Genomic DNA, 13,448 nt, shown 5'->3' with positions numbered 1-13,448 from the left:
GTCTCAATATGTATTGCTATTTATTCTCTCGTAGCTGACGTTCAATGTCAGAGCTGGAGTCTACCGTAATCTCATTTTGCTCTACACCAGCCAATGGATCAACCGATGGACCGCTAGCATCAAAGACGGCAGCAGGTTTGTCAACAAAATAGGTCACAGTTTCTGGGATAAAGATAATGATGGCAACCAATATGAGCTGTAAGCCAACCCAAGGTAGCGCTCCATAGTAGATATCCGAACTTTTGAGAGATTTGGGTGCAACACCACGCAAATAGAACAATGCAAAACCAAATGGAGGATGCATGAACGAAGTTTGCATATTAGCGCCCAGTAGAACGCCGAACCAAATGAGATCAATACCCAGTTTTTCGGCAACTGGTGCTAACAAAGGGATGATGATGAAGGCGATCTCAAAATAATCCAAAAAGAAGGCTAAGAAGAATACAAATAAGTTCACCGCAATCAAGAAGCCAACTTGACCGCCTGGTAGCCCAGATAGCAGGTTCTCAATCCATAGGTCACCATCCACTCCTCTAAATGCAAGGCCAAACACGGTTGAGCCAATCAAGATAAAGATCACCATGGCATTGATACGCATAGTGGAAGTCATGGCTTCCCAGACCAAAGGCTTTTTAAGTCGATTATTCATTGCCGCCAGAACCAAGGCACCAACTGAGCCCATTGCACCACCTTCAGTTGGTGTAGCAAGACCCATCAAGATGGTGCCAAGCACCAAGAAAATCAGGGCAATCGAGGGTACGATGCCCCAGAGAATTTTCTTGAGTAATTTCCAGTCAATCTTAGGGCGAGCCTCTGGCGGGAGGGCAGGCACATCTTGCGGCCTAAAAATGGATAGGAAGAAAATAAACAAGCAAAAGAGCGCTACTTGAATAATGGATGGCCCAATAGCGCCTGCATACATATCTCCAACCGATTTACCCAATTGATCAGCCAACACAATTAATACGAGCGAAGGTGGAATGAGTTGGGTGATAGTTCCAGACGCTGCAATGACACCAGTTGCTACGCGTGGGTTGTACCCATAGCGCAACATAATTGGTAGAGAAATAAGACCCATCGCAATGACTGAAGCTGCGACCGTGCCAGTGATTGCCCCCAAAATAGCGCCAACAATAATGACAGCATAGGCAAGGCCACCGCGGATTGGACCGAATAACTGTCCCAGTCCCTCCAGCATGTCTTCCGCTAAGCCGCACTTTTCAAGAATGGCTCCCATGAAGGTAAAGAAGGGGATGGAGAGCAAGAGGTCATTTGAAAGAATTCCAAAGACTCTGTCTGGCAGGGCTTGCAAGAAGGTGGGCTGAAACATGCCCATCTCGATGCCAATAAAGGAAAAGAACAAGCCAACAGCGCCAAGAGAAAAGGCTGCAGGATATCCAATTAACAAAAATAGAATCAGACCCCCAAACATAATGGGGGCCATCAGATCATGACTAATCATTGCAAAGGTCTTTCGTACTTAGGATCGATTTTGATCACGCCAATAATGGCTGCGTATCGTTTGACAATTTCAGAGAGGCCTTGAAGGGTCAGTAAGAAAAAGCCAAGAGTAATGGCGCCGCGAACTGGCCAACGAATGAGGCCGCCTGGATTGCTTGAGGTCTCATTTTGAATCACCGAGGTGATAAAGAATTCCCAGGAGTAATACCCAATGACAATCGTCACTGGTAAAAAGAAAACAATACCACCGCAAAGATCTAGCCAAAGTCGAACTTTATTTGGATACATTGCATACAAAACGTCTACCCGAACGTGTTCATTAAGGCGAAACGTAGTGGCGGCACCAAACATCACCATCCCGGCAAATAAATACCACTGGGCTTCTAACCAGCCATTCGAACTGACATTAAAGCCGTACCGGATCAGCGCATTTGCTGTGCTGACCAGTACGGCAAGTAACACCAACCAACTCGCTAAAACACCAAAACGGTCATTCAGGCGATCAACGAAACTTGAGAAAACTAATAATTGTTTTGGCATATCAACTTATCGGTAGGTTTTTATTTGACAGGGTTCGTCAACATAAAGCTCATGAGCGTCTGCTCTGCAACCTTATTCCACAGCATTTGGTCGTTACGGAACTTCTTCCATGGCTCATAAATTTTCTTGAACGATGGATTTTTGGCAGCCTCTTCTTCATACATCTCGAACGCAGCAGTAGAGGCTGCTTTCATAATTTCTGTTGAATAGGATTGAAGTTTCACGCCATTCTTAATTAAGCTTTGCAAGGCGATTGGATTTTTATAGTCATACTCCGCCATCATGTCGATATTGCATTCTGCACATGCTGAGGCGAATGCCTCTTGATATTGCTTAGGCAACTTTTCCCATTCCTTGATGTTGACGTACATGGAATACATCGAGCAAGCCTCCCACCATCCTGGGTAGTAGTAGTAAGGTGCAATTTTGTAAAAGCCTAATTTTTCATCGTCATACGGACCAACCCACTCAGCCGCATCGATAACACCTTTTTCTAAAGCAGGGTAAATATCACCGCCAGCGATTTGCTGGGGGATCGCGCCCAGACGTGACATCACTTCACCACCTAAGCCTGCAATACGCATTTTTAGACCTTTGAGGTCAGCGACTGTTTTGACGGGCTTCTTAAACCAGCCGCCCATTTGCGTACCGGTATTTCCTGCTGGGAAAGAGACGATGTTGTAATCACGCAAGAATTCACGTTGGAGCTTCAAGCCTCCACCCCAATACATCCAGGCATTTTGCTGACGTTGGTTCATGCCGAAAGGCACGGTGGTATCAAAAGCAAAGGTTTTATTTTTTCCAACGAAGTAATAGCCAGCTGTATGGGTGCACTCAACAGTACCTTGCTGAACCGCATCTACCGTACCAAATGCGGGAACAATCTCACCGGCACCAAAAATACGGATTTGAAACTTACCATCAGTCAGTGCGGCAACGCGCTTGGAAATATATTCGCCACCACCGTAAATCGTATCTAAGCTTTTTGGAAAGCTAGAGGCACAGCGCCATTTCACTTCAGGCATGGACTGCGCTATTGCAGGAGCTGCTAGTACACCAGCAGCTGCACCCAATGCAGTTTTACTTAAAAAGTCACGTCTTTTCATTTGTATAGCTCCTTAATTAGTTATCTTTTTAGTGCGCTGCCAGATACTGACCGCTCATGCCATTAAATCGGGATACCGTTGGATGCTCATTTACATTTGCACCTAAATTGGGCGGCTTGCAATATCTTGGTGCAAACGCCTGCTTAGAGAATGCATCGAATGCGTTGCAACAAATCCACATTTATGGGGAAAACCCCGATCTAATTTGATGGGGAATTACCCTAAGTAGTGGATTTCTTTGATTTTTTTCAAAGCATAATCGCCTAGTTGTTTTTTATTTAATAAAAATAGTTAGGAGCTACTGATGTCAACATCAACTAAAGCAGCCCCAATGACCGCTGAAGAACGCAAAGTTATTTTTGCTTCCTCTTTAGGTACGGTTTTTGAGTGGTACGACTTTTATCTTTACGGTTCATTGGCCGCGATTATGGCCAAGCAGTTTTTCTCAGGCTTAGATGCAGGTTCTGCCTTCATTTTCGCATTGCTTGCGTTTGCTGCCGGCTTTATTGTTCGCCCATTCGGCGCTTTGGTATTCGGTCGCTTAGGAGACTTGATCGGTCGTAAGTACACTTTCTTGGTAACGATCATGCTCATGGGTGGCGCGACCTTTATCGTGGGTTTGCTGCCTAACTATGCAACTATCGGTGTTGCTGCTCCAGTCATTTTGATCGCATTACGTATGCTTCAAGGTTTGGCTTTGGGTGGTGAGTACGGTGGTGCTGCTACTTACGTGGCGGAGCATGCTCCTCACGGTAAGCGTGGTGCATATACAGCTTGGATTCAAACTACAGCTACATTAGGTTTGTTCTTGTCTTTGCTCGTGATTTTGTTTACACGTGAATTTACAGGTCCAGACTTCGACGTTTGGGGCTGGCGTGTTCCATTCCTTTTATCAATCTTATTGTTGGCCATTTCTGTTTACATCCGTTTATCGATGAACGAATCCCCAGCTTTTAAGAAGATGAAGGATGAAGGTAAGTTATCTAAATCTCCTTTGGGCGAATCATTCGGTCAATGGAAGAACTTGAAGATTGTGATCTTGGCATTGTTTGGTCTGGTTGCAGGCCAAGCGGTGGTTTGGTACACAGGTCAGTTCTATGCTTTGTTCTACCTTACTCAAGTATTGAAGGTAGATCCTAAGACTGCGAACTTGTTGATTGCTGCTTCATTGGTAATCGGCACACCATTCTTCGTGATCTTCGGTACTTTGTCAGATAAGATTGGCCGTAAGGTCATCATCATGGGTGGTTTGTTACTCGCCATCATTCTGTACATCCCGAACACACCAGTGTCCTTGTTTAACGGTTTAACTCACTTTGCTAACCCAGCGTTAGAAAAGGCGATGGCGACTGCACCAGCAAGTGTTACTGCTGATGTGAACGAATGTACTTTCCAGTTCAACCCAACAGGTACTGCGAAGTTTACTAGCTCATGCGACATTGCAAAACAGGTGATGGCTTCTAACTCTGCAAGTTACACAACCATTGCTGGCCCAGCCGGTGGTACTGCTGTTGTGAAGATTGGCGATACAGAGATCCAAGGCTACTCCGCTAAGGGTCTGGCGCCAGCTGATGCGAAAGCAAAAGATGCTGAGTTCAAGAAAGCCATTCGTGATGCATTGAATGCTGCTGGTTATCCTGCAAAGGCTGATCCTGCTGGCATCAACCATGCTGCGATTCTTGGCATCTTGGTAATTTTGGTGATTTTGGTAACCATGGTTTATGGCCCAATTGCAGCGATGTTGGTTGAGTTGTTCCCAACCCGTATTCGTTACACCTCGATGTCCTTGCCATACCACATTGGTAACGGTTGGTTCGGCGGTTTGATGCCAACAATCGCTTTTGCTTTGGTTGCGCAAAACGGTAATATTTATTACGGTCTCTGGTACCCAATCATCATCGCTACGGTGACATTGGTAATCGGCACACTGTTTATTAAAGAAACTAAAGACGTGGATATCTACGCTAAAGATTAAGTTTCATTAGCCCGTTTCAAAAACTAAACCCGACCACTCTGTGGTCGGGTTTTTTATTGCCAAAAATGAAACACAGCAATTAATCCCAAAGATCTTTCTGATTACCCCGATTAAAGAGGGCTTGATTCTGATCCGCAATGGATGTCAGTCTTTGACCCGGCACTACTGTAATTGCATCTCCCGCTTCGAGCGCACCAGTTTGATTTACGCGTAGGTACCATCCACTAAAGCCCGATTGCAACATCGATTTGGCTGCACCCTTGTATTTCATTTTGGCGTTGAACTTAAAGCAGGGTTCGCGTAGCTTGACTACAGTAAATTGAAGGGCGCCAATGTGCATCTGATCCCCAACAAATATCTCCCTTTCCAGCAAGCCTTCAATTGTGAAGTTTTCACCCAAAGCACCCAGGGGAAGATTGACTGATTTTTTGGTTTCGCGGGAAAGTAGCTCGTTCCAAAAAGCATAGTGCTCGATTGGATAAACGTAAATCGCTTTATCAATACCGCCGTGTACTGATAGATCGGCTTGTTCATCGCCCGCAACGCCAAGGCGGGTGATTTCTATGGAGGCGGGGGAGGCGAGATTGCTGACAGATTTTTTTTCGATAGCTGAAGCTACGGTTGAGTAATTTGGGTGATGAGACCCAAAGAGCGGCATCACTTTGCCGGAGGATATGGAGAGTAGTCGCATAAGTGCTTTGGCTGATAAGATGAATTGAACTCTGAAAGTAAATGATGCCTTTATATAGATTATTCATGGTAGCAATTCTTTTGGCGCTGACCAGCCAGATAGCATTCGCTAAGTGGGATGAGGAGCGCGATGTCACCACTAATGGCAAAGATGAATTGGTTTATTACTTTAAGACCAATGACCAGGGGCAAAAGCTGGTTTTAGATAAGTATCTTAAACGCCTGATTTTTATTCAGCCTGATCGCCTGTATAAGCGCACTATTCGGCTGATCAAAGTAGATGGTCAATCTATTGAGGTCATGAGTGATCCTTTTTCGCGCTTCCCAGAGCAAACGGCGGTCACTTTTGAAAATAAAGATGAGGTCCTGAAGAAACTCTTTTTAGCTCAGAAAATTGAAGTGTTTGTCCGCTATAACCGAGATGAGGCGGTGAGCGCCTTTCAGATTAAATAAGGCATCATATTCTTGTGGGTGGTAGTTTTGCTGGGGATTTTCCTGATGTATATATTTGGCAATAGGATTACGATGATTTATCTTTTTAAAGGGCTTGGGCATGTCAAATCAAGAAAACGATCTTCTTAGTCGTCGTAATGCGATTAAGTTTGGTGTTGCATCACTCTCTTCTGTGGGGATGGTTGCCGGTGCTCAGGCGCACAAGTTGGGCGACTCAATTCAGACTCCTTTTGTAGTTGCGCAAACACTGATACCCATTGCAGGAAGTGATGCTGAATTTCCTGTACGTCGCGTCTACTGTATCGGCAGAAACTATGCCGCCCATGCACGTGAGATGGGATCTGATCCTACTCGCGAGCCACCATTCTTTTTTCAGAAGCCAACAGATGCTATTCAGTTCGTAGCGCCAAATAAGCTAGTGGATCATCCTTATCCATCACTTACTAAAAACTATCACTATGAGGTTGAGTTGGTTGCAGCTCTCAATAAGGGTGGAAAGAATATTCCGGTAGAGAAGGCATTGGAGCATGTGTTTGGGTACGCTTTGGGCTTAGATATGACGCGCCGTGATTTACAGCGCTTTATGGGTGACCAGAAAAAGCCTTGGGAAATCGGTAAATCATTTGACTATTCAGCCCCTATTGGACCGATCTTTCGAGTGAGTCAGATTGGCCACTTTACTAAAGGTGCAATTTCACTTTCTGTAAACGGTGTTGTGAAACAGAAGGCCAATTTAGATCAAATGATTTGGTCGGTAGCAGAGCAAATTGCAAAGCTATCCGAGGCAAATGAATTGTTTCCTGGGGACATTATTTATTCTGGTACCCCTGAGAATGTGGGGCCAGTGATTCGTGGTGATGTCATTCGATGCACTATCGATAATTTGCCAGATTTAAGCATTAAGATTGTTTGATGGCTCAGGTTTCTCTGGCCAAAGTGGATTAATTGAGCATTTTGACCAAATAAGCTAAAATCTCACCTTCGGCGATTTAGCTCAGTTGGTTAGAGCGATGGAATCATAATCCACAGGTCCGGGGTTCGAATCCCTGAATCGCCACCAAACAAGAGGCCATTGCCCACCGGTAGTGGCCTTTTTCTTAGCTAATGTTGCTTGGAGCTGATCGATGGCTAAATTTTGGAACTTCGTCCTTTTCCAAGTTGGTTGGTTTGCTTGCATTATTGGTGCGGCTAATGAGCAGGTTTTATGGCCCGTCATTGGCACTCTCTTGTACCTTGCATTACATATTTGGCGCTCAGAGCACTCAAAGCTAGAACTGAAACTAATATTCAAAGCGGTTATATTTGGAGTGAGTGCTGACACACTTATAGCCAATCTAGGCTTTTTGTACTTTAAAGACGCTTGGCCTAGCGTCTACTTATCCCCATTTTGGTTGTGGACCCTATGGGCATTGGTAGCCAGCACGGTTAACGGATCTTTAACCTGGTTACGTGGCAAGCCATGGTTGGGAGCGGTCTTAGGGGCAATAGCGGGTCCAATGTCCTATGAGGCAGGTATTCGCATGGGCGCAGGTTCCTGGGGGCCCAATGGACAGTTAGGCGGCCTCATCCTCTTAGCAATCGTATGGGGGGTTGCTATGCCACTATTTTTTCATTGGCATCACCGTCATGTAAGTGCAAATCTACGACAGAATCAGTAAATTCTTTTCAAAAGCCACTTGCAAATAGTACTGTTTTTATATACAGTAACTCCATGTTAACGAAAAACTCAAAAAACTCAAAAAATAGCCCAACAAATAGCGAAAAGGGAGCATATATGGCCTTAGACGATAAAAGAAAATCAGCCTCATCCGAATTTGATGGTATGAGCGGAGACAAGCAAAAAGCATTAACTGCAGCCTTAGCGCAAATTGAGAAGCAATTTGGTAAGGGCTCGATCATGAGATTGGGTGATGCAGAGATTCATCAAGATATTCAGGTGGTTTCTAGCGGTTCATTGGGTTTAGATATTGCCCTTGGAGTCGGTGGTTTGGCGCGCGGGCGCGTCATTGAGATTTACGGCCCAGAATCTTCAGGTAAGACCACTTTGACTTTGCATGCGATTGCAGAGATGCAAAAGATTGGTGGAACTTGTGCTTTCATCGACGCGGAGCATGCTTTAGATGTTCAGTACGCCTCGCGCTTAGGCGTAGATGTAAATAATCTGTTGATCTCTCAACCAGATACTGGCGAGCAAGCATTGGAAATTGCAGATGCTTTAGTGCGCTCAGGCTCAATCGATTTAATCGTTATTGACTCTGTAGCAGCCTTGGTTCCAAGGGCTGAGATCGAGGGCGATATGGGCGATTCATTACCAGGCCTACAAGCCCGTCTGATGAGCCAAGCCTTGCGTAAGTTGACTGGCGCGATCAAGCGTACTAATACAACCGTTATCTTCATTAACCAGATTCGTATGAAAATTGGCGTGATGTTTGGTTCGCCTGAAACCACAACTGGTGGTAATGCACTGAAGTTCTACGCCTCTATGCGTTTGGATATTCGTCGTATCGGCAGTATCAAGAAAGGCGATGAAGTGGTTGGTAATGAGACACGCGTCAAGGTAGTTAAGAACAAGGTATCTCCGCCATTCCGCGAAGCCATCTTTGACATCATGTACGGCGCTGGAATTTCTCGAGAAGGTGAAATTATCGATATGGGTGTTGAGGCTGATATCGTTGAAAAATCAGGCTCTTGGTATGCCTATAACGGCGATCGTATTGGCCAAGGAAAAGACAATGTGCGTGAGTTCTTGAAAGAGAACCCAGCTATTGCGCAAGATATTGAAGCTAAGATTCGTGCGAAATTGGGCGTAAAGACTGGCACAGCAATAGTCAGTGACGTTTTGAGCGAAGAAGAGGAAGCGTAATTCTTCGATGTCAGAATTAGGTAGCACTGTTAAAAAAAACAAGAAACAAAGCCCGAGTCTCAAAGCTCGGGCTTTGCGCCTTTTATCCATGCGCGAGTACAGCCGCAAGGGGCTGGCAGCAAAGCTTGAAGAGTCAGCGGCTAGGATGCTCAAACTCAAGTCTGCAGATGAGGATTCTGAGGAGAGTGCACAAACCACTCCCTTAAATGTTCAGATTGAGGCTGCCTTAGATGATTTTGAGGCTCGCGGCTGGCTTTCTGATGAGCGATTTGCAGAGGCCCTTGTTAGGCGTCGTAGCGAGCGCTTCGGAACCCGAAAAATACAGGATGAGCTCACCCAAGCTGGGGTGGATAGCGCAAAAACGATAAATCTTCTCAAAAAGCTCAAAGAGACCGAATACCAGCGTGCTCATGAATTGTGGCTACGTAAATTTGGAGCTGTAGCAACAGAACAGAAGGAACGGGCTCGTCAATATCGTTTCCTGGCCTCCAAGGGCTTTAGTTCGGATGTAGTGTCTAAGGTGATAGCGGGGCGCTCAAGCTAGGGCAATTACGGAGCAGATAGGGCATGTTGCCGCATTGCAGCATGATAGACTTACGAAGTCGACTAAACCGCTACCGTTTACTCAAATAGGTAAACCAGGTTAATTCGGTTTAACTAATCCTCATCGCTTGCTAAAAAAGATACCGTTTCGGGAGTAATAATGAAAATTCACGAGTACCAAGGTAAAGAATTACTACGCCAATTTAATGTGCCAGTTCCAAACGGCATCCCTGCATTTAGTGTTGATGAGGCAATTAAGGCTGCCGAAAAGCTTGGCGGTCCAGTATGGGTTGTTAAGGCGCAAATTCATGCGGGTGGTCGCGGTAAAGGCGGCGGCGTGAAATTAGCTCGCAGCATGGACGAAGTGAAGAAATATTCTTCTGAAATTTTGGGTATGCAGTTAAAAACCCATCAAACTGGTCCAGAAGGTCAAAAAGTAAATCACCTCTTAATTGAAGACGGCGCCGATATCAAAAAAGAGTACTACTTCAGTATCGTTACCGATCGTGGTACACAGAAGAATGTGATCATGGCGTCTAGCGAAGGCGGTATGAATATTGAAGAGGTTGCAGAAACTCATCCTGAAAAAATTATTAAAGTATTTGTTGATCCATTGATTGGTTTGACAGATGCTGATTGCCAGATTATTGCCAAAGGTATTGGCGTTCCTGATGCTTCTATTCCAATGGCAAGTGATGTGTTTAAGAACTTGTACAAAACCTATTGGGAAACTGATGCTTCATTAGTCGAGATCAATCCATTAATTCTCGAAGGTAATGGCAAGATCAAGGCACTGGATGCCAAATTCAATTTTGATCCAAATGCTTTGTATCGTCATCCAGAAATCGTGGCTTATCGCGATATCGATGAAGAAGATGCGGCTGAGATTGAGGCTTCTAAGTTTGAATTAGCCTACATTTCACTGGACGGCAATATTGGTTGCTTAGTGAATGGTGCGGGTTTAGCAATGGCTACGATGGATACCATTAAGTTGTTCGGTGGCGAGCCAGCAAACTTCTTAGACGTTGGTGGCGGTGCAACTGCAGAGAAAGTAACAGAAGCGTTCAAGATCATGCTCAAGAACAAGAGCGTTGAAGCAATCTTGGTGAACATTTTCGGTGGGATTATGCGTTGCGACGTAATTGCTGACGGTGTGGTTACTGCCTGTAAGGCAGTGAACTTGACTGTACCTTTGGTCGTACGCATGAAGGGTACTAATGAGGAATTAGGCAAGAAGATTCTTGCAGACTCTGGTTTACCAATCATTAGCGCCGATTCAATGGCAGAAGCTGCTACTAAGGTAGTTGCTGCTGTTGCGAAAAATAAATAATCAAGGAAATCAATATGTCTATTTTGGTAAATAAAAATACTAAAGTAATTACTCAAGGTATTACTGGTAAGACTGGCCAATTCCATACAGAAAAGTGCCAAGAATACGCAAACGGTAAAAACTGTTTTGTTGCTGGCGTTAATCCTAAAAAAGCAGGCGAGTCCATTTTCAATATTCCAATTTATGGAACTGTAAAAGAAGCCGCTCAGCAAACAGGTGCAAGCACCTCAGTTATTTATGTTCCACCTCCTGGAGCTGCTGCTGCTATTTGGGAAGCTGTTGAAGCTGACCTCGATTTTGTTATTTGTATCACTGAAGGCATTCCAGTTAAGGATATGTTGGAAGTGCGTAACAAGATGCATGCAAAAGAAGTTGCCGGTGGTAAGAAGACTTTATTGCTTGGCCCAAATTGCCCTGGAATCATTACTCCTGATGAAATCAAAATTGGCATCATGCCAGGTCATATCCATAAAAAAGGTCGCATTGGTGTAGTGAGCCGTTCAGGTACTTTGACGTATGAAGCGGTTGGTCAATTGACGGCGATTGGTTTAGGTCAGTCCACAGCGGTTGGCATTGGTGGTGATCCAATCAATGGCTTAAAGCATATTGATGTGATGCGCATGTTTAACGAAGATCCAGATACGGATGCGGTTATTATGATCGGCGAAATCGGTGGTCCAGATGAAGCTGAAGCAGCGCGCTGGTGTAAAGCAAACATGAAGAAGCCGATTGTTGGCTTTATCGCTGGCGTGACAGCGCCTCCTGGAAAACGTATGGGCCATGCTGGCGCATTGATATCTGGTGGTGCAGATACAGCGGATGCAAAGCTTGCAGTGATGGAAGAATGTGGCTTTAAAGTGACTAGAAACCCATCAGAAATGGCTGCTTTACTTAAAGCTATGTTGTAATCAAAGAGACATGCCGACTCGTCGGCATGTTTTTTGTATCACCCAGTAGTTAAAACTAAAACATATAAAAGTACGGAGACATTATGGATTTTTCAGCATTTTCTGATGCAGCCTTTTGGGCGGCATTACTTTCAATCATTGTTGCGAATATTTTGCTGTCTGGGGATAACGCAGTGGTGATCGCACTGGCATCACGCAACTTACCACCTGCTCAGCAAAAAAAGGCAATCTTTTGGGGTAGTGCGGCAGCCATCATCTTGCGTGTTGTTCTCACGATTACTGCAGTAGCTTTATTAACGCTGCCATATTTAAAAATCGTAGGCGGCTTGCTATTGCTCTACATCGGCATCCAACTATTGTCTGATAGTGGTGGCGAAGAACATATGGAAGCTAAGACTAGTATTTGGGGAGCTATTCGTACGATTTTGATTGCTGACTTAGTGATGAGTTTAGATAACGTTCTAGCCGTTGCAGCTGCAGCTCAAAAAGGTCCCGAGGAAACTCGTCTTTTACTCTTGATCATTGGTTTGGCGATGTCTATTCCATTGATTATTTTTGGCAGCGCTATGTTGCTCAAGGTAATGGAGCGTTTCCCAATCATTATTACTATTGGTGCAGGACTGTTAGGTTTCTTGGCTGGAGGTATGCTGGTTGACGATCCCGCAATCAAAGATAGCATCCAGGCTGCCCTAGGAGATGCGAAGCTAGCTTTTGAAATAGTTGGTATAGCAATTGTGATTTTGGTTGGCAGCTATTTCAAGAAAAAGAACGCGGCTAAAGAAGCGCATTAATTTTTCTTTCGCATTAATCAGAAAAGCCGGCCTTCAAAGCTGGCTTTTCTTACATTTGGACATCTTGAGTGTGTTGGGTATAGACTGGATGATGAGGGATTAAACCCTCAGGAGCTAATAAATATGTCTACACGAGATCAACAGCAAGAATCTGGATTTACCTTGATTGAGGTTATGGTGGTGGTTGCCATCATTGGTATTCTGGTGGCAGTAGCTGTACCTCAATATCAAGATTACATTGCCCGTAGTCGCATCGTAGAGGGCATGAATCTCTCTTCTAGTGCCAAGCTCGCTGTGACAGAGGCTTTTGCAAGTCGCGGTACTGTACCGATGGATGAGGCAACCCATGGCTCGTTTACTTTTGTACCCACACGTAGCGTGAAGTTGATTGAGATTACACCTTCAGGCGCCATTGCCATCGACTTTCAAAACAATGTTGCTGCAGATAATAAAAACACATTGCATCTTATTCCGACAAATAATCCAGATGCTAATGTTCCTAAAGCTATTGATCTATCCAAGCCAGAAGGGTCGACTTGGGCTGGTGGATGGTCTTGCCGCTCCTCGGAAACGAATCTGTTGCCTCAACTATTGCCTTCGGAGTGCCGTATCACGAAGTAAGGCAATGATCAGTACTTCATAAGAAATTAAGCCACCCTAGTGAACTGACCCCATAAAGTTGGACAGTTTAGTTAGGTTAGCACGAGGGATTGAGTTCGGTATTGCACCGGGCTCAATCCCTTTAGTTTTTGTTTGATCCGATCATGGTTGTAGTAATGGATGTATTC

General features: G+C 44.8%; 16 protein-coding genes and 1 tRNA gene. 12 read left to right on the top strand and 5 right to left on the bottom strand.

Annotated elements, in window-relative coordinates:
- Positions 1 to 16 precede the first annotated feature (16 nt).
- From ICN22_RS00085 to ICN22_RS00075, 3 genes are read right to left on the bottom strand one after another with little or no spacing between them, the layout of a single operon-like run.
- Positions 17 to 1,462 carry a TRAP transporter large permease gene (locus tag ICN22_RS00085; RefSeq protein WP_216168319.1) on the bottom strand — a complete coding sequence of 482 codons (1,446 nt, stop codon included), beginning with the start codon at positions 1,460 to 1,462 and terminating at the stop codon, positions 17 to 19.
- A complete protein-coding gene (locus tag ICN22_RS00080) occupies positions 1,459 to 2,001 on the bottom strand; it encodes a TRAP transporter small permease subunit (protein WP_216168318.1) in 543 nt (180 codons plus the stop codon). The genes ICN22_RS00085 and ICN22_RS00080 overlap by 4 nt, the downstream gene beginning before the upstream one ends.
- A gap of 20 nt (positions 2,002 to 2,021) precedes the next feature.
- Positions 2,022 to 3,107: a TRAP transporter substrate-binding protein gene (locus ICN22_RS00075; RefSeq protein WP_216168317.1), complete on the bottom strand. Its 1,086-nt coding sequence runs from the start codon at positions 3,105 to 3,107 to the stop codon at positions 2,022 to 2,024.
- Positions 3,108 to 3,163: 56 nt separating this feature from the next.
- On the opposite strand from ICN22_RS00075, the gene ICN22_RS00070 reads away from it, so the two are divergent.
- Together ICN22_RS00070 and ICN22_RS00065 are read left to right on the top strand one after the other, a co-directional pair.
- Positions 3,164 to 3,316 (top strand): hypothetical protein, encoded by a 153-nt coding sequence (locus tag ICN22_RS00070; RefSeq protein ID WP_216168316.1) that lies wholly within the window; start codon positions 3,164 to 3,166, stop codon positions 3,314 to 3,316.
- A gap of 95 nt (positions 3,317 to 3,411) precedes the next feature.
- Entirely contained in the window at positions 3,412 to 5,082 is a 1,671-nt protein-coding gene (locus ICN22_RS00065; protein ID WP_216168315.1) for an MFS transporter, read from the top strand.
- 79 nt (positions 5,083 to 5,161) lie between these two features.
- On the opposite strand, the gene ICN22_RS00060 is transcribed toward ICN22_RS00065, so the two are convergent.
- Positions 5,162 to 5,773, bottom strand: coding sequence for an MOSC domain-containing protein (locus tag ICN22_RS00060; RefSeq protein WP_216168314.1), 612 nt, complete (start codon positions 5,771 to 5,773; stop codon positions 5,162 to 5,164).
- Positions 5,774 to 5,838: 65 nt separating this feature from the next.
- Here ICN22_RS00060 and ICN22_RS00055 point away from each other — a divergent pair, with 65 nt between their 5' ends.
- The 10 genes from ICN22_RS00055 (at position 5,839) to ICN22_RS00010 (ending at position 13,281) form a co-directional block, all read left to right on the top strand.
- Positions 5,839 to 6,225, top strand: a complete 387-nt coding sequence (locus ICN22_RS00055) for a hypothetical protein (protein ID WP_255533757.1) — start codon at positions 5,839 to 5,841, stop codon at positions 6,223 to 6,225.
- Positions 6,226 to 6,403: 178 nt separating this feature from the next.
- Entirely contained in the window at positions 6,404 to 7,138 is a 735-nt protein-coding gene (locus tag ICN22_RS00050; protein ID WP_255533805.1) for a fumarylacetoacetate hydrolase family protein, read from the top strand.
- Between the two features lie 70 nt (positions 7,139 to 7,208).
- Positions 7,209 to 7,285: transfer RNA gene (locus tag ICN22_RS00045), tRNA-Met, on the top strand.
- A gap of 64 nt (positions 7,286 to 7,349) precedes the next feature.
- The gene (locus ICN22_RS00040) at positions 7,350 to 7,883 is read left to right on the top strand and encodes a DUF2878 domain-containing protein (protein WP_216168311.1); all 534 of its coding nucleotides are present in this window, start codon (positions 7,350 to 7,352) and stop codon (positions 7,881 to 7,883) included.
- A 116-nt stretch (positions 7,884 to 7,999) separates the two neighbouring features.
- On the top strand, positions 8,000 to 9,088 hold the full coding sequence (gene recA, locus ICN22_RS00035; protein ID WP_046330807.1) for a recombinase RecA: 1,089 nt from the start codon (positions 8,000 to 8,002) through the stop codon (positions 9,086 to 9,088).
- A 7-nt stretch (positions 9,089 to 9,095) separates the two neighbouring features.
- Positions 9,096 to 9,632, top strand: a complete 537-nt coding sequence (gene recX, locus ICN22_RS00030) for a recombination regulator RecX (RefSeq protein ID WP_216168310.1) — start codon at positions 9,096 to 9,098, stop codon at positions 9,630 to 9,632.
- A gap of 159 nt (positions 9,633 to 9,791) precedes the next feature.
- Positions 9,792 to 10,961: an ADP-forming succinate--CoA ligase subunit beta gene (gene sucC / locus ICN22_RS00025; RefSeq protein WP_216168308.1), complete on the top strand. Its 1,170-nt coding sequence runs from the start codon at positions 9,792 to 9,794 to the stop codon at positions 10,959 to 10,961.
- A 14-nt stretch (positions 10,962 to 10,975) separates the two neighbouring features.
- Positions 10,976 to 11,869, top strand: coding sequence for a succinate--CoA ligase subunit alpha (gene sucD / locus ICN22_RS00020; protein ID WP_216168306.1), 894 nt, complete (start codon positions 10,976 to 10,978; stop codon positions 11,867 to 11,869).
- A gap of 83 nt (positions 11,870 to 11,952) precedes the next feature.
- Complete coding sequence (locus ICN22_RS00015; RefSeq protein WP_216168305.1) at positions 11,953 to 12,660, top strand: TerC family protein; 708 nt, start codon at positions 11,953 to 11,955, stop codon at positions 12,658 to 12,660.
- 123 nt (positions 12,661 to 12,783) lie between these two features.
- The gene (locus tag ICN22_RS00010; RefSeq protein ID WP_216168303.1) at positions 12,784 to 13,281 is read left to right on the top strand and encodes a pilin; all 498 of its coding nucleotides are present in this window, start codon (positions 12,784 to 12,786) and stop codon (positions 13,279 to 13,281) included.
- A 71-nt stretch (positions 13,282 to 13,352) separates the two neighbouring features.
- Here the strand turns inward: ICN22_RS00010 and ICN22_RS00005 are convergent.
- Positions 13,353 to 13,448, bottom strand: a 96-nt coding sequence (locus ICN22_RS00005) for an IS3 family transposase (RefSeq protein ID WP_216123889.1), incomplete at its 5' end; no start/stop codon positions are given.

The organism is Polynucleobacter bastaniensis (assembly GCF_018882205.1).
Taxonomy (GTDB): Bacteria; Pseudomonadota; Gammaproteobacteria; order Burkholderiales; family Burkholderiaceae; genus Polynucleobacter; species Polynucleobacter bastaniensis.
Note: the sequence above shows the minus strand (reverse complement) of the source record. Positions and strands in the feature narration are given on the sequence as shown.

What these genes read in the sequence shown, in the direction of transcription:
- ICN22_RS00070 (WP_216168316.1), top strand. Translation starts at nt 3,164, where the DNA reads ATGCCATTAAATCGGGATACCGTTGGATGCTCATTTACATTTGCACCT.
- recA (WP_046330807.1), top strand. Translation starts at nt 8,000, where the DNA reads ATGGCCTTAGACGATAAAAGAAAATCAGCCTCATCCGAATTTGATGGT.
- ICN22_RS00065 (WP_216168315.1), top strand. Translation starts at nt 3,412, where the DNA reads ATGTCAACATCAACTAAAGCAGCCCCAATGACCGCTGAAGAACGCAAA.
- ICN22_RS00010 (WP_216168303.1), top strand. Translation starts at nt 12,784, where the DNA reads ATGTCTACACGAGATCAACAGCAAGAATCTGGATTTACCTTGATTGAG.
- ICN22_RS00015 (WP_216168305.1), top strand. Translation starts at nt 11,953, where the DNA reads ATGGATTTTTCAGCATTTTCTGATGCAGCCTTTTGGGCGGCATTACTT.
- ICN22_RS00055 (WP_255533757.1), top strand. Translation starts at nt 5,839, where the DNA reads ATGGTAGCAATTCTTTTGGCGCTGACCAGCCAGATAGCATTCGCTAAG.
- sucC (WP_216168308.1), top strand. Translation starts at nt 9,792, where the DNA reads ATGAAAATTCACGAGTACCAAGGTAAAGAATTACTACGCCAATTTAAT.
- recX (WP_216168310.1), top strand. Translation starts at nt 9,096, where the DNA reads ATGTCAGAATTAGGTAGCACTGTTAAAAAAAACAAGAAACAAAGCCCG.
- ICN22_RS00050 (WP_255533805.1), top strand. Translation starts at nt 6,404, where the DNA reads ATGGTTGCCGGTGCTCAGGCGCACAAGTTGGGCGACTCAATTCAGACT.
- ICN22_RS00085 (WP_216168319.1), bottom strand. Translation starts at nt 1,462, where the DNA reads ATGATTAGTCATGATCTGATGGCCCCCATTATGTTTGGGGGTCTGATT.
- ICN22_RS00075 (WP_216168317.1), bottom strand. Translation starts at nt 3,107, where the DNA reads ATGAAAAGACGTGACTTTTTAAGTAAAACTGCATTGGGTGCAGCTGCT.
- ICN22_RS00060 (WP_216168314.1), bottom strand. Translation starts at nt 5,773, where the DNA reads ATGCGACTACTCTCCATATCCTCCGGCAAAGTGATGCCGCTCTTTGGG.
- sucD (WP_216168306.1), top strand. Translation starts at nt 10,976, where the DNA reads ATGTCTATTTTGGTAAATAAAAATACTAAAGTAATTACTCAAGGTATT.
- ICN22_RS00080 (WP_216168318.1), bottom strand. Translation starts at nt 2,001, where the DNA reads ATGCCAAAACAATTATTAGTTTTCTCAAGTTTCGTTGATCGCCTGAAT.
- ICN22_RS00040 (WP_216168311.1), top strand. Translation starts at nt 7,350, where the DNA reads ATGGCTAAATTTTGGAACTTCGTCCTTTTCCAAGTTGGTTGGTTTGCT.